This window comes from Desulfovibrio sp. X2, from assembly GCF_000422205.1.
GTDB lineage: Bacteria > Desulfobacterota > Desulfovibrionia > Desulfovibrionales > Desulfovibrionaceae > Alkalidesulfovibrio.
The window spans coordinates 60,811-79,041 of record NZ_ATHV01000064.1 but is presented as its reverse complement, the minus strand read 5'-3'; the positions used below and the strand labels follow the sequence as shown (position 1 = coordinate 79,041).

At 66.7% G+C, this 18,231-nt stretch carries 15 protein-coding genes and 1 tRNA gene; 5 read left to right on the top strand and 11 right to left on the bottom strand.

Annotation, left to right across the window (positions count from 1 at the left end; translation table 11 throughout):
• Positions 1 to 4 precede the first annotated feature (4 nt).
• Positions 5 to 1,159 (top strand): NADP-dependent isocitrate dehydrogenase, encoded by a 1,155-nt coding sequence (gene icd, locus DSX2_RS14460; RefSeq protein ID WP_020881741.1) that lies wholly within the window; start codon positions 5 to 7, stop codon positions 1,157 to 1,159.
• A gap of 97 nt (positions 1,160 to 1,256) precedes the next feature.
• Here icd and DSX2_RS14455 read toward each other — a convergent pair whose 3' ends face one another.
• A complete protein-coding gene (locus DSX2_RS14455; protein ID WP_020881740.1) occupies positions 1,257 to 2,162 on the bottom strand; it encodes a delta(1)-pyrroline-2-carboxylate reductase family protein in 906 nt (301 codons plus the stop codon).
• Positions 2,163 to 2,325: 163 nt separating this feature from the next.
• Between DSX2_RS14455 and DSX2_RS14450 the strand changes: the two genes are divergently transcribed.
• Positions 2,326 to 2,727 (top strand): OsmC family protein, encoded by a 402-nt coding sequence (locus DSX2_RS14450; RefSeq protein ID WP_020881739.1) that lies wholly within the window; start codon positions 2,326 to 2,328, stop codon positions 2,725 to 2,727.
• Positions 2,728 to 2,854: 127 nt separating this feature from the next.
• Here DSX2_RS14450 and DSX2_RS14445 read toward each other — a convergent pair whose 3' ends face one another.
• The 4 genes from DSX2_RS14445 to DSX2_RS14430 all read right to left on the bottom strand — a co-directional run bounded on the left by DSX2_RS14445 (position 2,855) and on the right by DSX2_RS14430 (position 6,740).
• Positions 2,855 to 3,652 carry a sulfite exporter TauE/SafE family protein gene (locus DSX2_RS14445; protein ID WP_020881738.1) on the bottom strand — a complete coding sequence of 266 codons (798 nt, stop codon included), beginning with the start codon at positions 3,650 to 3,652 and terminating at the stop codon, positions 2,855 to 2,857.
• Between the two features lie 15 nt (positions 3,653 to 3,667).
• A complete protein-coding gene (locus DSX2_RS14440) occupies positions 3,668 to 4,708 on the bottom strand; it encodes an alpha-hydroxy-acid oxidizing protein (RefSeq protein WP_020881737.1) in 1,041 nt (346 codons plus the stop codon).
• Positions 4,709 to 4,755: 47 nt separating this feature from the next.
• Positions 4,756 to 5,508, bottom strand: coding sequence for a FadR/GntR family transcriptional regulator (locus DSX2_RS14435; protein ID WP_020881736.1), 753 nt, complete (start codon positions 5,506 to 5,508; stop codon positions 4,756 to 4,758).
• 545 nt (positions 5,509 to 6,053) lie between these two features.
• Positions 6,054 to 6,740: a DUF554 domain-containing protein gene (locus DSX2_RS14430; protein ID WP_020881735.1), complete on the bottom strand. Its 687-nt coding sequence runs from the start codon at positions 6,738 to 6,740 to the stop codon at positions 6,054 to 6,056.
• 173 nt (positions 6,741 to 6,913) lie between these two features.
• On the opposite strand from DSX2_RS14430, the gene DSX2_RS14425 reads away from it, so the two are divergent.
• Positions 6,914 to 7,000, top strand: a tRNA-Leu gene (locus DSX2_RS14425).
• Positions 7,001 to 7,161: 161 nt separating this feature from the next.
• Positions 7,162 to 8,367: a DUF6884 domain-containing protein gene (locus DSX2_RS18735; RefSeq protein ID WP_020881734.1), complete on the top strand. Its 1,206-nt coding sequence runs from the start codon at positions 7,162 to 7,164 to the stop codon at positions 8,365 to 8,367.
• Between the two features lie 110 nt (positions 8,368 to 8,477).
• Here DSX2_RS18735 and DSX2_RS14420 read toward each other — a convergent pair whose 3' ends face one another.
• From DSX2_RS14420 to DSX2_RS14395, 6 genes are all read right to left on the bottom strand, one after another.
• A complete protein-coding gene (locus DSX2_RS14420; RefSeq protein ID WP_020881733.1) occupies positions 8,478 to 10,058 on the bottom strand; it encodes a DHA2 family efflux MFS transporter permease subunit in 1,581 nt (526 codons plus the stop codon).
• Between the two features lie 54 nt (positions 10,059 to 10,112).
• On the bottom strand, positions 10,113 to 11,684 hold the full coding sequence (locus DSX2_RS14415; protein ID WP_020881732.1) for a DHA2 family efflux MFS transporter permease subunit: 1,572 nt from the start codon (positions 11,682 to 11,684) through the stop codon (positions 10,113 to 10,115).
• Between the two features lies 1 nt (position 11,685).
• Positions 11,686 to 12,927 carry an HlyD family secretion protein gene (locus DSX2_RS14410; RefSeq protein WP_020881731.1) on the bottom strand — a complete coding sequence of 414 codons (1,242 nt, stop codon included), beginning with the start codon at positions 12,925 to 12,927 and terminating at the stop codon, positions 11,686 to 11,688.
• Between the two features lie 75 nt (positions 12,928 to 13,002).
• A complete protein-coding gene (locus tag DSX2_RS14405; RefSeq protein WP_020881730.1) occupies positions 13,003 to 14,439 on the bottom strand; it encodes a TolC family protein in 1,437 nt (478 codons plus the stop codon).
• A gap of 3 nt (positions 14,440 to 14,442) precedes the next feature.
• Positions 14,443 to 15,051 carry a TetR/AcrR family transcriptional regulator gene (locus tag DSX2_RS14400; protein WP_020881729.1) on the bottom strand — a complete coding sequence of 203 codons (609 nt, stop codon included), beginning with the start codon at positions 15,049 to 15,051 and terminating at the stop codon, positions 14,443 to 14,445.
• The gene (locus DSX2_RS14395) at positions 15,048 to 15,728 is read right to left on the bottom strand and encodes an AAA family ATPase (RefSeq protein WP_020881728.1); all 681 of its coding nucleotides are present in this window, start codon (positions 15,726 to 15,728) and stop codon (positions 15,048 to 15,050) included. Before DSX2_RS14395 ends, DSX2_RS14400 begins: the two co-directional genes overlap by 4 nt.
• A gap of 373 nt (positions 15,729 to 16,101) precedes the next feature.
• Between DSX2_RS14395 and DSX2_RS17750 the strand changes: the two genes are divergently transcribed.
• On the top strand, positions 16,102 to 18,183 hold the full coding sequence (locus DSX2_RS17750) for a cache domain-containing protein (protein WP_052014805.1): 2,082 nt from the start codon (positions 16,102 to 16,104) through the stop codon (positions 18,181 to 18,183).
• Positions 18,184 to 18,231 lie beyond the last annotated feature (48 nt).

The following is an 18,231-nucleotide window of genomic DNA, read 5'->3' as shown; positions in this document are numbered from 1 at the left end:
ATATATGCAGACCAAGACTGTGCTGTTCATCGAGGGCGACGGCATCGGCCCCGAAGTGTGGGCTGCCGGGCGTCCGGTGCTCGACTCCGCGGTGGAAAAGGCCTACGGCGGCGAGCGCGCGCTTGAGTGGAAAGAGCTCCTTGCCGGCAAGAAGGCCTTTACGGCCACCGGCGATTACCTGCCCGAGGCCACCCTGACCGCGCTCAAGAACTGCGACCTGGCCATGAAGGGCCCCCTGGAGACCCCGGTGGGCGGCGGCTTCCGCAGCCTCAACGTGACCATGCGGCAGGTTCTGGACCTCTACGCCTGCATCCGGCCGATCCGCTACTTCAAGGGCATCGAGTCGCCGGTCAAGCGGCCCGACCTGGTGGACATGGTGGTCTTCCGCGAGAACACCGAGGACGTCTACGCGGGCATCGAGTGGAAGTCCGGCTCGCCCGAAGCCAAAAAGGTCCTGGCCTTCCTGCGCGACGAGATGGGCGTGGCCCTCTCCGACACCGCGGGCCTGGGCGTGAAGCCCATGACCCCGGCCGGCTGCAAGCGCCTCGTGCGCAAGGCGCTGGCCTTCGCGGTCAAGCACGGCCGTCCGTCCGTGACCTTGGCCCACAAGGGCAACATCATGAAGTTCACCGAGGGCGCCTTCCGCGCCTGGGGCTACGAGGTCGCGGCCGAGGAGTTCGCCGACACGGTCATGACCGAGGACGAGGCCAAGAACGGCGGCAAGAAGCCGGTCATCGTCAAGGACCGCATCTGCGACGCCCTGTTCCAGCAGGTGCTCATGTACCCGGAGCAGTACCACGTCATCGCCTCGCCCAACCTCAACGGCGACTATCTCTCCGACGCCCTGGCGGCCCAGGTGGGCGGCCTCGGCCTCGCGCCCGGCGTGAACATGTCGGACAACATCGCCTTCTTCGAGCCGACCCACGGCACCGCCCCGTCCATCGCGGGCAAGGACCTGGCCAACCCCGGCTCGCTCATCCTCTCCGGCGCCATGCTGCTCGAGCACATCGGCTGGAACGAGGCCGCCGCGCTCATCCACGGCGCCGTGGAGAAGGTCATCTCCGGCAAGCGCGTGACCGTTGACCTGGCCGGCCAGATCAACGGCTCGACGCAGGTCGGCTGCAAGGAGTTCGGCGAGCTCGTGGGCGCCGCCCTCTAGTCCGCACCGGCTTCTGCCCGATACGTGAACGGGCCGCGGCGCATCTGCGCCGCGGCCCGTTTGCTTTTGCTTTTTTCCCGGACAGGAGAGGAAGGCTTTACAGGGGCTTCTCGAAAGCCAGCATGGCCGCGGCCAGGTCGAAGAGCGCATGTCCCACGCTCTTGAAGACCACGGGGCCGCGTTCAGGCCGCGGCTTGCCCAGGGCCGCGGCCAGGGGCACGACCTCGCGCCAGTCCACCTCGGCCTGGATGAAGTCGCCCGCCTCGGCCCGTACTCCCTCGAGCACGTCGCAGTAGAGCGCGGCGCTGCGCACGAGCTCGGGCGAGAGTTCGCACATGGTGGGCTTGAACGCGCCCACGGCCGCCACGAAGGCGTCGTCGCGCACCAGCGCGGGCAGTACGGGGCAGAAGCTCGTGGTCGCCGTGACGATCAGGGGGCAGCTCGCGAGCACCTCCTCGGGCCGGGCCACGGCGCGAGCGCGAAGTCCCAGGCTCCGCGCGTGCGCGGCCAGCCTTTCGGCCGACTCCGTGGTGCGCGAGAAGACGGCCACCTCCTTCACGGAAAGTCCCTCGGCGAAGGCCTCCACGTGCGCCCTGGCCTGCGCGCCCGCGCCGACCACCAGGAGCGGTCCGTCGGGATTGGGCGCCAGGGTGCGCGCCGCCAGGAGCGAGAGCGCCGCCGTGCGCCGGGAGGTGAGGGTCGCGCCGTCGAGCACGCCGAGGCGGCGTCCCGTGTTCGTCTCCATGACCACCACCTCGCCCTGGATGGCGGGCAGCCCCTGTCCCGGGTTGTCCGGATGCACGGTGAGGAGCTTGGTCATGGCCAGGTCGGGCCCGAAGGCGGGCATGACGAGCATCGTGTTGCCGCCGGGCAGGCTCACGTGCAGCCGCTCCGGGGCCTGGGCCTCGCCCACGGCGGCCAGGCCGAGAACGCGGGCGATGGCCTCGGAAAGGGCCGGGTAGGGCAGCAGGGCGGCGGTGTCCGCCGCGTCGTGGATGCGCATGGGAAGACCTCCTCGTGTGTATGTAGCGCAAATCTGCCTGCTGCACCACGGTACGCACCACGGGAGTACTCCGGGTCCAGCCTGGACAGGCCGTGGGCAAGCGAATACGCTCGGGGGGTATAGGGCCGCGCAGCGGCCATTCCGTCCCAACAAGGAGATGCTGATGGAATCCATCGTCGACGTTCGTTTCGGATCAGGGACCAGCGTGATCGCCAGCGTGGGCGGCTTCGAGATCGTCTCGGACCAGCCCAAGAAGATAGGCGGGGACGGCAACTTCCCCTCGCCCCCGAACCTTTTCGTGGCCTCCCTGGCCACGTGCAGCGCCATCTTCGCCAGCCGCTTCTGCGTGCAGCACGGCATGGACCCCGCGGCCGTGGGCGTGCGCATGGTCTGCGAGACGAACGAGAAGGACAACATGATCACCAAGATGACGGTGCAGCTCACCCTGCCCGAGGGCTTCCCGGAGAAATACCGCGAGGCCATCATGCGCAGCGTGTCCATGTGCCACGTGAAGAAGCAGGTGCAGGCCGCGCCCGAGTTCGCGGTGGAGATCGCCGAGGGCTAGAGGCGCGGGTGGCCGCGCATGCGAGAGGAGGGGGCTTCCAGGCGCTCCTCGCAGTCCCGGGCCGCCGCCACGACGGCCCGGGACGCTTTGAGGAGGGTGCGCACGACGCGCTGGAAACCGCAGGAAACTAGAACAGGCTCATGAGCATCCGCGTGCCCACCAGGATGAGCAGCACGGCGAAGACCTTCTTGAGCGTGGCCACGGGCAGGGTGTGGGCCAGCTTGGCGCCCCACGGCGCGGTGATCACGCTCATGCAGACGATGCCCAGGAACGCGGGCAGGTAGATGTAGCCGAGGCTCAGGTGGGGCAGCCCCTGCACGCCGATGCCGTTGACCACGTAGCCGAGCGATCCGGCCAGGGCGATGGGCAGGCCGATGGCCGCGGCGGTGCCGATGGCCGTCTGGATGGCCGTGTTGCACCACACCAGGAAGGGCACGGAGAGCGTGCCGCCCCCGATTCCCACCAGGGCCGAGATGATGCCGATGCCGCCGCCCGCCGCGATCAGGCCCGGAGTGCCCGGAGTCTGGCGGGAGGGGTTGGGCTTCTTGCCGGTCAGCATCTGGTAGGAGACGAAGTACAGGAAGATGCCGAAGAAGCCCTTGAGCACGTTGGTGGAGAGCATGGACGCCACCGAGGCGCCCGCGAAGGAGCCCACCAGGATGCCCGGGGTGATGCGCCAGAACACGTTCCAGAGCACGGCCCCGCGGCGGTTGTGGGCCATGAAGCTCGAGATGGACGTGAAGATGATGGTGGCCATGGAGGTGCCGAGCGCCAGGTGCAGGATGTGCTCGTGCGGAATCCCCTGCCAGGTGAAGGAGAAGGTGAGCATGGGCACGATGACCAGCCCGCCGCCGATGCCGAGCAGCCCGGCCAGGATTCCGGCCACCGCGCCGAGGATGATGTAGAGAACGAACGTCGTCAGCATGAGGTCGCGTTCCCCTTACTTGCCGCAGGCCGTGCGGATGACGCGCGGGCCGATGTCCGCGAGGCTCTTGCAGCCGGTCAGGACCATGGCCGCGGAGAGTTCGGCGCGGACCTTCTCGATGAAGGTGGCGACGCCCTCCTGAAGGCCGCCGAGCGCGGAGACGCTGAAGGGACGGCCGATGAGCACGGCGTCCGCGCCGAGCGCCAGGAACTTGAGCACGTCCGCGCCGTCGCGCACGCCGCCGTCCGCCAGCACAGCGATCCTGCCCTTCGCGGCGGCGGCCACCTCGGGCAGCACCTCGGCCACGCCCGGGGAGTGGTCGAGCACGCGGCCGCCGTGGTTGGAGACCACGATGGCGTCGGCGCCCGCGTCCGCGGCGAGCTTGGCTTCGTCGGGCGTCATGATGCCCTTCAAGATGAAGCGCACGCCCTTGGCCTGGATGGCGGAGATGACCGATGCCCACTCCTTGGCGGACTTGGGCGAGACCGGGCGGCCCATCTTGCGCAGGGTGATGAGGCCCGCGGCGTCCACGTCCACGCCCACGACCGGGCAGCCCGTGGCCAGGGCGCGGTCCATCTTCTCGCCGAACTCGCCGCCTTCCCAGGGCTTGATGAAGGGGATGCCGTGGCCGCCGACCTTGGCGATGCCGTCCATGGCCGCATCGATGATGAAGGGGGGCACGCCGTCGCCCGTGCAGCCGATGGTGCCCGCGGCCTTGCAGCCGCCGAGCACGCTGTCCACGTATTCGGGCTCGGAGATCTTGCCGCCCATGTTGAAGGAGACGCCGCCGATGGGCGCGGCGAGCACGGGCAGGGAGAGCTTGAGTCCGAGGACGTCGCACGTGGTGTCGGGCTCGGTGGCGTCGTGCAGCACACGCATGAGCAGCCGCACCTTCTTCAGGGCCTCGAAGTTGTTCTTGAACGATTCGCCGGTGCCCAGGCCGCCCATGCCCGGCACCTCGCCGGCGCAGGCGCGGCCGTCGCACACGGGGCAGACGCGGCAGAAGCCCTTCATCAGTTCCCGCGCCTTGGCGCGGATTTCCTTGTAGTCGGCCATGGTCAGCAGATCCTCCTGTTTTGTGCGCCCGCTTCCCGGAGCGCGGATCAGGTCTTGGGTGCCCGGGGGGCGCCCGTGATGAAATGTTGCTCTATGCGCCGCAGATGCTCCTCCATGCACTTCTGGGCCGCCTCCGGATCGCCCTTTTCCACGGCGATGAGGATGCGCTCGTGCGCGGCCAGGGAGGCGATGCGCCGCTCCTCGGTCTGCAGGAAGTCGCTGCGGCTCTCGGCCAGGATGTCCGCGATGTCCTCCACCAGCTCGAAGAGCACCGGATTGCCGGTGATGCGCGCCAGGGTGGCGTGGAACGCGCTGTCAGCGTCGCGTCCCGTGCCGCCGGTGGCGATCTCGCGGCGCTGGCAGGTCAGGAGCATGCGCAGCTGGACCACGTCCGCGGGCGTTGCGTTCTGCGCGGCCAGGCGGGCTATCTGCGGTTCCAGTATCTGGCGCACCTGCAGGATTTCCTTGAGCTTCTTGCGGCTGCGGCCGAGCGAGTCGAGGAGCGAGGCCGCGAACTCGTCCTGGCGGTCCGCGACCACGTAGGTGCCGCTGCCTGCCCGGCTCTCCAGGAGCCCGGCCTCCACCAGGGACTTGATGGCCTCGCGCACCGAGCCGCGCGAAACGCCGAAGACCTCGGCCAGCCTGCGTTCGGGCGGCAGCTTGTCCCCCGGCGCGAGCTCCCCGCTCTCGAAGAGAGCGGCGATGCGCCGTACGATCTGCTCGGCCACGGGGCGGCGCGCCACGCGCTCGTCCTGGCCGTCTGGTCCCGCGGCGGCGCGGAAGGGTGATCTCTCGGACATGCGATGTTCCATCATTGAGTGGGCAAGCAAACACATCGTGAAATTGGTTGAACCACTGTACCAAATGGACCAATCTTGGCAAGCACGAAAAAAGGCCTTGCAGAAAGTTTGCGGCGTGAATGCAACGTCTTGCAGGTGATTTCGACGTTCCTGAAAGCATGTCCGGACGGGAGCAGGGAGGGCCGCCTCGAGGCGGAGCCGGGCGGCGGTTTGGCCGGATGAAGGGACGGGCGGCCCGGGGAGGCCTGCGCCTAGTGTCGCGTCCATGAAAAAAGTCGATACGCTGCGCAGGAATCGTACGCGACACGTGAACCGGGCGAATGCCCGGTTCCGCCGCCAGCGGCAGCCGTTAGGCGAGCGCGCTTTGGCGCGAGTCTTACGGATGCCGACAGCAGAGATGCGGCAGCCGTTAGGCGAGCGCGCTTTGGCGCGAGTCTTACGGATGCCGACAGCAGCGCTGCGGCGGCGTGAGCAAGCCGAAAACCACGTTTTCGGCGCAGCGATCTTCCGCAAAATACGGCTTTGCGTATTTTGCGGACATCACACTAGAGGAACATGGCGCCCAGGACGACCACCACGACCAGGGCCGGGAGCAGGTCGCCGAGCTTGATGTACTTGAGCTCGAGCAGGTTGATGCCGATGCCCATGATCAGGATGCCGCCCACGGCGGTCAGCTCGTTCATGATCGCGGGCGAGAGCAGGTCCTGGAACTGGGCGGCGAAGAGGGTGAGGCCGTACTGGTAGAGGAACACGGGCACGGCGGCGAAGAGCACGCCCACGCCGTAGGTCGAGGCCAGGGCGATGGAGGCGAAGCCGTCGAGCAGGGATTTCGTGTAATAGATGGTCGGATCACCGCGCAGCCCCTCGTCGAAGGCGCCGAGGATGGTCATGGAGCCCACGCAGTAGAGCAGGAAGGCGGAGATGAGGCCCGCGGTGAACTTCTCGTTCTTGCTCTTGATGAGCGCCTTCAGGCGGTCGCCGAGCGAGGCGAGGAAGTCCTCCAGGTTCATGGCCGCGCCGATGACGCCGCCGAGCAGGATGGAGAAGAAGACCACCAGCGGGGCCTTGAAGACCAGGGCCATCTTGGCGCCGAGCGCCAGGGTGCACAGGCCGAGCCCCTGGAAGACGATGGCGCGCACGCGCGCGGGCAGGCGGGCGCCGAGCGCCAGCCCCACCGAGCCGCCGGCCAGGATGGCGCCGGCATTGACCAGAGAACCGATGGGCACGAGCATGGCGAACCTTTCCTCTCTCCGCGTCCTGAAACCGGGAGCCAATGGCCCTAGCACCGCGCAGAGGGAAGCACAAGAGGCGGCCAGGCGGCGGGCCGCCGGAGGAGCGCGGGGCAGAGGCCTTCCCCCGGCCTCCTTGACACCGGTCCCCGCATTTCATAGGGAGTACGTCCCGTGCCGGGATGGCGGAACTGGTAGACGCAGCGGACTCAAAATCCGCCGGTCGCAAGGCCTTGGGGGTTCGATTCCCCCTCCCGGTACCATAGAAAGCGAAAGGCTCCGAAATTTTGGTTTCGGGGCCTTTTGTTTTGCTGAAAAATGGGAAAAAATAGAAAAGAGGCATTGAATGCCGCAAAAAACGAGGGGCGGGAGCGAACTTTCCAGCAACTGTCGCAGATGAAATCGGAAAGACAAGGGGGATGGTATGGATCGATTGGGCGATAAGCTGACGAAGCAGCCCGCCTCGGTGGAAAATCCCACCAGGAAGGCAGTCTCTTCCGCCGGATGCGGCAGCAGTGGGGAGACTATCGGGCTCGTCGCATGTGCAAGCTCCAAGGGTTCTAGTCCGACTTCAGCCCGCGATCTGTACGTTTCGCCTCTTTTCTGTAAAAGCCGGAAATATGCTGAGCTCCACTGTGATGATTGGTACATCCTTTCGGCCAAGCATGGGTTGCTCGATCCGGAGCAGGTCATTTCGCCTTATTCCGTGACGCTGAACGGTAAGTCGCAACACGAACGCAAGGAATGGGCGGATCGTGTGTGGGAGAAGCTAAGATCCCGTGTGCGTCCCGGGACCAAGGTCATCGTCCTGGCCGGGAAATCATATCGCGAATTCCTCGAATCGCGAATCAAGGAAGCCGGTGGGAATGTCCTCGTTCCGCTGGCCGGGAAGGCGATCGGGCTACAGTTGCAGTGGTTGACTGCTGCTATGTCGAAGAACGGGCTGAACTCCGACCTCGACAGATTTTATGCTGCAGTGGCTGACCTCGAGAAAGGCCTTGGGGGAAGGCGTACCTTCGGAGAGTGCAGTGGGCGCATGGATTGGCCGGACCGTGGAGTGTACCTGATCTTCGAGCCCGGCGAATTTCGCTCGGACGGGGTCACGCCTCGGGTGGTCCGAGTCGGAACGCATGCGGTCAGCGTTGCCGCAAAGTCCACTTTGTGGTCGCGCCTTCGTGCTCATCGTGGGACCCTGCAGGGAAGCGGAAACCACCGTGCGTCCATTTTCCGGCTCCATGTCGGCAGGGCTTTGGCTCAACGTGATCCCTCCTTGATGGTCGAGACATGGGGAGTCGGGCAAAGTGCGCCGAAGGCCGTTCGGAAAGGGGAAGAGAGATTGGAGCGAGCCGTGTCGGAATATATCGCCCGCATGTGCGTTCTGTGGCTTAATATCGATGACGCGCCGGGAAGAGGAAGCGACAGGGCCTACCTGGAACGGCAGATCATCGGATTGTTGTCCGCGGACGGAAGACTCGCCGATCCTTCCTCGGAGAACTGGCTCGGCCGCGGCAGTTTCAATACACGGATATCGGATTCAGGACTGTGGAATCTGGATTACGTTCTGTTCGACCATGAATCAGAAATGCTCGACCGGTTCGAAGCATACGTCGCAGCAACTGTGAACAAATGAAAAAAATGACTAAGCGGTAGATTTTTTATTTATACCGCTGATCGCAGCACAAGGCCCGCGTACGAACATCTCGCACGCGGGCCTTATCTCGTTCATTCAACTTCTCTCCTCTAGTGCACCGACACCGCCTTCATCGTCCGCGTGCGCTTGAAGAGGATGACGCAGGGGATGCAGACGACGCTGAGCATGGCCAGGAGCTTGAAGCTGTCCATGTAGGCCAGGAGCGTGGCCTGCTGCACGAGGAGGCGGTAGAGCTCGCCGATGGCCTGCTTGCCCGCGTCCACGGGCGAGGAGAACTGGGAGAAGATGCCCTTGGCCGTCTCGTACGCGTGGGCGAAGAGCGGGTTGCTGGCGTGCATGTGCGCGCCCAGGAAGACCTGGTGGCTCTGCGCGCCGCGCGCCACGGTGGTGGTCACGAGCGAGATGCCGATGCCGCCGCCGAGGTTGCGCATGAGGTTGAAGATGCCCGCGCCGTTGCCCATCTGCTCGTTGGGCAGGGAGCTCATGGCGATGGTGGTCATGGGCACGAAGATCATGCCCATGCCGAAGCCCATGATGATGTTCGGCCAGACGATGTCGCTCATGGAGATGAGCAGGTTGAGCCCGCCGAACTGCCACGAGGTGTAGGCGAGCAGGATGAAGCCCGTGCCGATGAGGAAGCGGCTGTCCACCTTGCCGATGAGCCGCCCGGTGACGAGCATGGCCATGATGGCGCCGAGCCCGCGCGGGCTGAGCGCCAGGCCGCTGTGCAGCGCCGAGTAGCCCATGAGGTTCTGCAGGAAGAGCGGCAGCAGGGTGGTGGTGCTGTAGAGCACCACGCCGACCATGGTGATCATGGCCGTGCCCAGGGCGAAGTTCCTGTCCTTCAGCACGCGCAGGTTGACGATGGGGTCCTTGGTGCGCAGCTCCCAGACGATGAACAGGATCATGCTGACCACGGAGACGGCCGCGAACCAGCAGATCCACGTGGCCTCGAACCAGTCGTCCTGCTGGCCCTTGTCCAGGATGATCTGCAGCGTGGCCAGCCACAGGGCCATGAACGCGAAGCCGATGTAGTCCACCTTGCGGCGGTTGGCGCGCGCGGCGTTGATGTACGGCGGGTCCTCGATGAAGGCCTGGCACATGAGCAGGGCCATCACGCCGATGGGCAGGTTGATGTAGAAGATCCAGCGCCAGGAGTAGTTGTCCGTGATCCAGCCGCCGAGCGTGGGGCCGATGATGGGCGCCACGACCACGCCCAGGCCGAACACGGCCATGCCCATGCCGCGCTTCTCGGGCGGGAAGCTCTCCATGATGATGGAGTGGGAGAGTGGCTGCAGGGCGCCGCCCGCCGCGCCCTGGAGCACGCGGGCGAGCACCAGCATGCCGAGTGTCGGGGCCGCGCCGCACAGGGCCGAGGCGATGGTGAAGATGGTCACGCAGACCATGAGGAAGCGCTTGCGGCCGAAGCGGCCGGACAGCCAGCCGGTCATGGGCAGGACGATGGCGTTGGTCACCAGGTAGCTCGTGAGCACCCAGGTCGCCTCGTCCGTGCTGACCGAGAGGTTGCCCGCCATGTGCGGCAGGGCCACGTTGGCCACGGAGGTGTCCAGCACCTCCATGAAGGTGGCCAGCATGACCGAGGCGGCGATGAGCCAGGGGTTGACCTGGGAGGTCCAGGGCGCCGCCTGGGGAGAAGGGGACTGCGACATGTATGCTCCGAATGCTCTGCCGTTTCCGGTCCGCTCGTTGCGCCGTCGGCCGGGCTAGCGCCCGCCGCGCGCCTTGGCCGGGGCCTCCGCCCTGCCCGGGAGCAGGAAGACGAAGGGCACGATGGCCACGAAGATCAGGCCGAAGAACAGCGAAACGTCGTTGTAGGCCAGCATCGCCGCTTGGCGGTCGATGAGGCGGTTGGTCAGGGCCAGCGCGGTGCGCGCCGCGGACGCCGCGCCCACGCCGAGGTGGTGCAGGAGCTGCGTCATGGCGGACTCGTGGGCCTGGGTTATCTGGTCCATGCCGCTCACGTGGCTCGCCAGGTGGAAGCGGTGGATCTGCTCGCCGCGGCTGACCAGGGTGGCCACCAGGGCGTAGCCGATGTTGCCGCCCACGCGCCGGGCCAGAGTGTAGATGCTCGATGCGTCGGTCATGTTGCTGCGGTCCACCGTGCTGAGCGAGACGGTGCTGAGCGTGACGAACATGAAGGGCATGCCCGCGCCCATGATCAGCAGGGTGGGCGCCAGGTTCCAGAAGCCCGCGTTCAGGTTCAGGCTGGTCAGGTCGTAGTACGACCAGGTGATGATGCCGATGCCGAGCAGCACGAGCAGCCGCGAATCCACCTGGCGGTAGAGCCAGCCCGCCACGGGCATGAAGAGCAGCAGGGACAGGGCCCGCGGGGCCAGGACAAGGCCTGCCTGGAAGGCCGGGTAGCCGAGCAGCTCCTGGGTGAACTGGGGCAGGATGAAGGTGGTGCCGAAGAGCGCCACGCCGAAGACGAGGCCCATGGAGGAGCCGATAGTCAGGTTGCGGTTCTTCAGCATGCGCAGGTTGACCACCGGCTCGGCCGTGCGCAGCTCCCAGACGACCAGGGCCAGCATGGCGGCCACGGTGACCACCGTGCCGAGGACGATCTGGTTCGACTCGAACCAGTTCTTCTCCTGGCCGCGCTCGAGCACCACCTGCATCCCGGTGAGCGTCACCGTGAGCAGGGCGATGCCCAGCCAGTCGATGGATTTGACGCCGCGCTTGAGATAGGCGGGGTCGTGCACGAAGCGGCTGACGAGCAGCATGCCCAGGGCGCAGACCGGCACGTTGATGAAGAAGACCCACGGCCAGCCGTAGTTGTCCGTGAGCCAGCCGCCGAGGATGGGGCCGATGGCCGGGGCCAGGACCACGCCCATGCCGTAGACGGCCATGGCCATGCCCTGCTGTTCGCTCGGGAAGGTCTCGCGCAGGATGGCCTGGGAGACCGGGATGAGCGCGCCGCCGCCGATGCCCTGGATGACGCGGTAGACGAGCATCTGGCTGAAGTTCGTGGCCGTGCCGCAGAGCACCGAGCCCAGCGTGAACAGGGCGAAGGACGCCAGGAAGAGCGTCTTGCGCCCGATGAGCGCGCTCCACCAGCCTGCCATGGTGACCATGATGATCTCCGCGATGCTGTAGCTCGTGGCCACCCAGGTGATCGAGGAGAGGTCCTGGCCGAAGCTGCCCATCATGTGGGGCATGGCGACGTTGACGACGCTTATGTCCATGACCGCCATGAACGCGCCGAACATGACGGTCATGGCGATGAGCCAGCGCTCGGCGGGCGTCAGGGACTCGGCGTCCTGATGCGTGTTCATGCTACTGCGCCGCGGCCCCGGTGGAGGCGGAGGCCCGGGTCTTCGGCTGCGCGGTCCCCGCGGCCGAGATGTCGACCTCGGGAACCGTGGACATGCCCGGGGTCAGCAGATACCTGCCCGTGTTGTCGTCCTTGTCGAAGACGATCTTCACCGGCACGCGCTGCACGACCTTGACGAAGTTGCCCGTGGCGTTCTCGGGCGGCAGGAGGCTGAAGCGCGCTCCCGTGCCGCGCTGGATGCTGTCCACGTGGCCGTGGAAGGTCACGCCGGGGTAGGTGTCCACCTCGATCTCGACGGGCTGGCCGGGCTTCATGTCCGTCAGCTGCGTCTCCTTGAAGTTCGCGACCACCCAGACATCGGACCGCACCAGGGAGAAGAGCCCCTGGCCCACCTGCACGTAGGCGCCCGGCTCCACGGACTTGCGGGTCACGTGGCCGTCGCAGGGCGCGACGATGCGCGTGTAGGAGAGGTTCAGGCGGGCCTGCTCGGTCTCGGCCGCGGCCTTCTCGAGCGAGGCCTTGCGGGCCTGGACCTGGGCGTTCGCCTGGCGCAGGGTGTCCGAGGCCGCCTTGATGGCCGCCTGGGCCTGGACGATCTTGGCCGACTGCGTGTCCACGCGGCGCTCGGAGGCGGTCAGCTCGGCCGCGGACATGGCCTGCGCGGCCACGGCATGGTCGAGCTGCTGCGGGCTCACGGCGCCTTTCCTGGCCATGTCGCGGGTGCGCGTCAGGTCCTCGGCGTCGCGCGTCTGCATGGCCTGGGCCTGGGCCACGTCGGCCTTGGACTGGGCCAGGGCCGCGCGCTGCGACACGAGGTCGGCCTGGGCCTGGTCGAGGCGGCTCTGCGACGCGGCGGCCTGGGCCTGGGCCTCGGCGACCGCGGCCTTGGCCGTGTTCTCGGCGGCCATGGCGGCGTCCAGCGCGGCCTGGTAGTCGCGCGGGTCGATCTCCACGAGCAGGTCCCCGGCCTTCACGTCCTGGTTGTCGTCCACGAGCACGCGGGCCACGTGACCGGCCACGCGCGGGCTCATGGGCACCACGTGGGCCTCGATGAAGGCGTCGTCCGTGGACTCGTGGGACATGGCGCGGATGTAGTATGGGATGCCCACGGCCAGCACCAGCACGCCGAACGCGATGAGCAGGATGCGCACCGTCTTGCGGCGGGGTTTCCTGCGCGGCAGGCGGCTCGCGGTTTCCTCGCGGGGAGTGGCGGCTTCGGGGGCCTTGGAGTCTGTCTGGCTCATGCGATGGTTCCTTGTCTCTTGCGTGTCGCTGTGTGCAATGATGGAAAAGCGGACCGGTACCGGAAGACGCGCCCGTTACGAGGCGTCGCCGGGCCGGGTTGCTGCCGGAGCGGTGGCGGCGGCCTTCTGCTCGGCCACGGGAAGGGTCGCCGTGATCGAGGGATCGAGCAGGCCGACGGCCCTGAGCAGCCGCAGGTAGTCCACGTCGTGCTGGTAGGTCTGTCGGGTCAGGTCGAGCATGGCGACGAGCTGGACGTCCTGGGCCACGAGGCGCTGCAGGCCGGTGCCCGCGCCCGCCGTGTAGGCCGATTCGCTCTGGTCCAGGGCAAGGTCGGCCGCGTTCACCTGCTCGGCGAGATCCTTCAGCTGGCGCTCGTCGCTCGAAAGGTCGTCCAGGGCCACGCGCAGGTCGCGCAGCACCTCGCGCCGCGTGCGCGACTCGACCGTGTGCGCCTGGCGCAGCAGGGAGTAGGCCTGGCGCACGTTCTGGTGGGTGATGCCCGCGTTGAAGATCGGCAGGTTCACGCCGATGAGCGAGGTCCAGCTGACGTCGTCGGGGAAGCTCTGGCGCGAGAAGTAGTTGGTCAGGTTCAGGGATACCGAGGGGTAGTACTCGCCCCAGGCGGCGTCCAGGCGCTTGGCCGAGGCCTCCACCCGGGCGTGGGCGGCCTGCAGGTCCTGGCGGTTGTCGTAGGCCAGGTAGAGGAGCTCGTCGGGCGTCCACACGGCCTTGGGCACGTCCAGGCGGTCGGAGAGCGGCCCCTGGACCGAGGATACGCCGAGCAGGACCGCGAGCATTGCCCGGCCGTTGCGCGCGTCGTTCGCCGCGCGGTCGAGCGAGACCCGGGTCTGGGCCAGCTGCGCCTTGGCCTGGGAGAGATCGACCAGCGGCGCCGCGCCCGCGTCGTAGCGGGTCTGCATGTCCGCCACGCGCTTCTCCTGCACCTTCTCCGAATGCTCGAAGACTTTGGCCTGACGCTCGGAGGTCAGGATCTGGAAGTAGGTCTTGGCCACGTCCAGGAGCACCAGGGACTGCCGGTCCAGAAGCTCGGCCTTCTTCTGCTCGGCCGTGGCCCGGGCCGCCTGGGTCGCCGGAATGTCGCGCCCGGGATGCAGGTCCATGGAGGCCTCACCGGCCACGTCCAGGGCGCTGGGCGGCACGAAGTCGGAGCCGTACTTGCTCGTGTCCTGGGCCACGAAGGACGGGGCGAAGGAGATGGTCGGCAGGAAGTTGGAATAGGCCCTGTCCTTGGCGATGAGCGCCTGGAGGTAGTCCTCGCCTGCCAGGGCGAGCTGCTCGTTGTTGGCGTTGGCGAGCGCCATGGCCTTTTGCAGGGTCAGCGGCTCGTCCACCGCGTAGGCGGGCGCCTCCTTGGGCGTGCCGTGGTCGAGCACGCTCCGCCAGAGGGCGACCTCCTTCTCCTGGTTCACGGCACAGCCGGCCAGCGCGAAGCACAGAAGGACCAGGACCGCCCCGGTGGCGACGGTCCGTGTAAAACGCACGTGGTTCACGCATCAGCTCCTTTTGCGAAGGCTCGAGAGAATGAAATTCCGGGCGTGCTCGAAGACGACGTCCACGTTGGTGGCCTCGGGCTTGAAGAGGATGGCGGCGCGGATCATGCCGGGGATGTACCGGGCGGTGAACTCCGGATGGGCATCCTGGAAGACGCCCTTCTCCACGCCGCGGCGGAGGATGGCCTCGATGAGCTTGTGCAGCTCGCCGCGCTTCTCCTCCCACTCGCCGTTGTTCGGGTAGCCGACCACCGCGCCGCGCAGGAGCTCCTTGATCACGGCGTTACCGTGCAGGCGGTAGACCAGCTCGCGGATGACGCAGGACAGCCTCTGCTCGGGCTCGCCTTCGTCCTCGGCCAGCTTCTCGCGCACCCGGGCCACCAGGTTGGCGAAACTGCGGAAGAGCACGGAAAGATAGAGCTCGTCCTTGCTCTCGAAATAGAGGTAGAGGGTGCCCTTTCCCACGGCCGCGGCCGCGGCCACGTCGCTCAGCAGGACCTTGTGGAACGGGCGGCTGGCGAACAGTTTTGCCGCGGAGTCCAGAATGCGCGAACGCTTCTCCTCGCTCAGGGGCTTCTGCCCGGGCCTCGTTTCCTTGGTGTGCGTGTTCATGATGATTTCCCGTCCGTTGACTGCCCGGCCTTTCCCGCGCTTTCGGGCAGCAGGGGGGAGGCGATCCGGGTGATCGTCTCTGCGGCCCGCTCGAGCCCCGTGAACGCGGCGTCCAGGGTCAGGTGGTAATTTGTCGCGTCCTCCCAGAGGGCGCCGGAGAGTTCCTGCACGTATTCCCCACGCTCCTTGTCGGCCAGCTCGATGCTTTCGAGGGCCTCCTCGGGCGTCTTGGCTCCGTAGTGCTTCATGACGCGCGCGACGCGGAAGTCGGTGGGCGCATGGATGAAGACGTTCAACAGCTGTCCGCGTTCCCTGAGCAGGTGGAAGCCGCAGTGGCCGACCACGACGCAGGGCCCCTTGGACGCGAGATGGAGCAGCACGTCCCGTTCCGCGGCCATGACCATCTCATCGCTCGGCACGCGCGAGGGAGGAGGGCTGTAGACGCTCGCCGGGGAACCCTGCGCGAAGACGTGCAGCAGGCGCTCCCAGAAACCCTGCAGCCGCTCGCAGCGGCTTTGCAGCTCCTCCTCTTCCAGTCCCAGCTCCTTGGCGGCGTCCTGCAGGATCTGCCTGTCGATGTAGGCGATGCCCAGACGGCGGGCGACGATCTGCGCGATTTCCGAGCCGCCGCTGCCCAGCTGTCTGGCGACGGTGACGATGAGGTGGCCGCTATGCATGAATTCCTCGCTGATGTTCTTCGTCTCCCGGATCCTCGCCTCGGCTCGCACCGAGGCTGAAGGCGGCGCGCCGCAGAGAGGATGGGATACATGACTGCCGGTCAAAAACTGACCGGTCAGTTCTGGAGGCGCAAAATAAACAGCGTTCCGCGACCTGTCAACACTGACCGGAAGTTTCGTAAGTAGCCATCAAAAAGGGTGATGACGATCCGGCTGCGCCATCTGCGATGGTGATCTGGCCACGATTCCTGCGGCATGCGCGGCAATATTTTCGGAGCAGGTGGGGAAGAATCTTGTAACATTGCGATAATTCTGCTTGAATATAGAAAAAGTGGAGTCGACCGCCGTGGCGCCTCAGGGAACCGGGGAGAACATGAAGCTGCTGTCGGACAAGATCGTCGCCGTCGTGCTGGCCTGTGCCGTGGTCATACTCGTCGTCTTCGCGGTGGTGCAGACGAACTGGACCAACAAGTTCATCCGCCTGAGCGAGGCGCAGCGCGAGGCCTCGTTGCGCACGCGGGTCTCCATCGCCCGCTCGGCCCTCGCCCCCATCCTGCAGCGATACGCCGCCGGGATCATCGGCAAGTCCGAGGCCTGCGCCCAGGCCAGCGCCCTCCTGAGCCAGATGACCTACGACGACGGTGAATCGCGCAACTACTTCTTCCTGAACGCCATGGACGGCACGGTGCTCGTGCGGCCCTACCGCCCGCTGGACGTGGGCAAGAAGCTCCTGGACGAGCCCAATTCCATAGGCCAGTACCCCATGCGCCTCGTGCTGCAGAGCGTCCGTGAGCATCCCGAGGGCTCCTTCGTCCGCTACGTCTTTCCCCGGCCGCCGTCGCAGGAGGAGGAAGAGAAGCTTTCCTACGTCATCTACGTTCCCGAGCTGGATGCGGCGCTCGGCACCGGCACCTACGTCGAGGACGCCACCGTGCAGCAGCTCGCCCTTCTGCGCCGCTCCTATCTCCTCGCCTTTCTCCTCGCCTCCTTGCTGGCCGTTCCCTTCGGGCTCTTCCTGCTCGTGGTGCGCAAGCGCAACGCGGCGCTCGTCGAGGAGATGTCCAAGCGCAGGACGGCCATCGAGGCCATGGAGCAGAGCCGGACGCGTTTTCAGACCATCTTCGAGACCGTGAACGACGCCATCCTGATCCTGGACCCCGGGACGCTGCGCATCAAGGAGGCCAACGCCAGCGCCCAGCGCATGTTCGGCTATTCCGGCGAGGAGATGGCGCGGCTGGCGGGCGGAGAGCTCCTGGCCGCGTCGCCGGACGACGGGGAGGAGGGGGCCGTGCCGCTCGAGCGCACGCGCGAACACGGCCCGCAGACTTACGAAAGCCGTTGCAGGGGCAGGGACGGCGGGAGCTTCTGGGTGGAGATCAGCACCCGCATGGCGCGCCTGGACGGGGAGGATGCCATCCTCGCTGCGGTCCGCGACGTCTCGGAACGCAGGAAGGCGGAGGAGGCGCTGCGCGAGAGCGAGGCCAAGTTCCGCTCGCTCTTCGAGAACATGGCCGAGGGCGTCGCCCTGCACGAGTTCCTCTACGATGCGGACGCCCGGGCCCTGGACTACCGCATCCTCGAGGTCAACGCGGCCTTCGAGACGCAGACCGGCCTTGTCCGGGAGAACGTCGTGGGGCAGTTGGCCAGCGACTGCTACGGAGGCGAAGTCCCCCCCTTCATCGACGAGTACGCCTACGTCGCCTCGACCGGCAATCCGCTGGTCTTCGACGCCTTCTTCCCGCCCCTGGACAGGCACTTCCACGTCTCGGTCATCTCCCCCAAGAAGGGATTCTTCGCCACCGTCTTCACGGACGTCACCCAGGAGAAGATATCCGAGCAGCACCTGAAGGAGTCGCTGCACGAGAAGGAGGTGCTGCTCAAGGAGGTCCACCACCGGGTCAAGAACAACCTGCAGATCATCTCGAGCCTGCTCAAGCTCCAGATGCTCAGCTCCGGGCCGGAGGCGCAGCCGCCGCTGCGCGAGAGCGCCAACCGCATCGCGACCATGGCGCTCGTGCACGAGCACATCTACCAGTCGCCGAGCCTCTCCTCCATCCAGCTGCGCAGCTACGTCGCCAAGTTGGCGAGCCACCTGCTGCGCAGCTTCGCCGGGGACAAGCGCATCGAATCAGTGGTCGACATCCCGGAGATGATCATCAGCGTGGACAAGGCCGTTCCGCTCGGTCTCGTGCTCAACGAGGTCATCACCAACTCCGTGCAGCACGGCTTCGCGGGGCGGAACGACGGGCGCATCGCCATCCTCGGCGAGCTGAAGAACGACGTGCTCGACGTGCGCATCAGCGACGACGGGGTGGGGCTGCCCGAGGGCTTCTCCCTGGAGGGAGCGACCTCGCTCGGCCTGCAGCTGGTGGTGAATCTCGCGCGTCAGCTCGACGCCGCCCTGGAGGTCGCCTCCGACCAGGGCACGGTCTTCAGCCTGAGCGTGCCCCTGTGATGCCTGCCGCGCAGGGCTTGCAAAACACCTCTCCTCGCCCTACCTAGG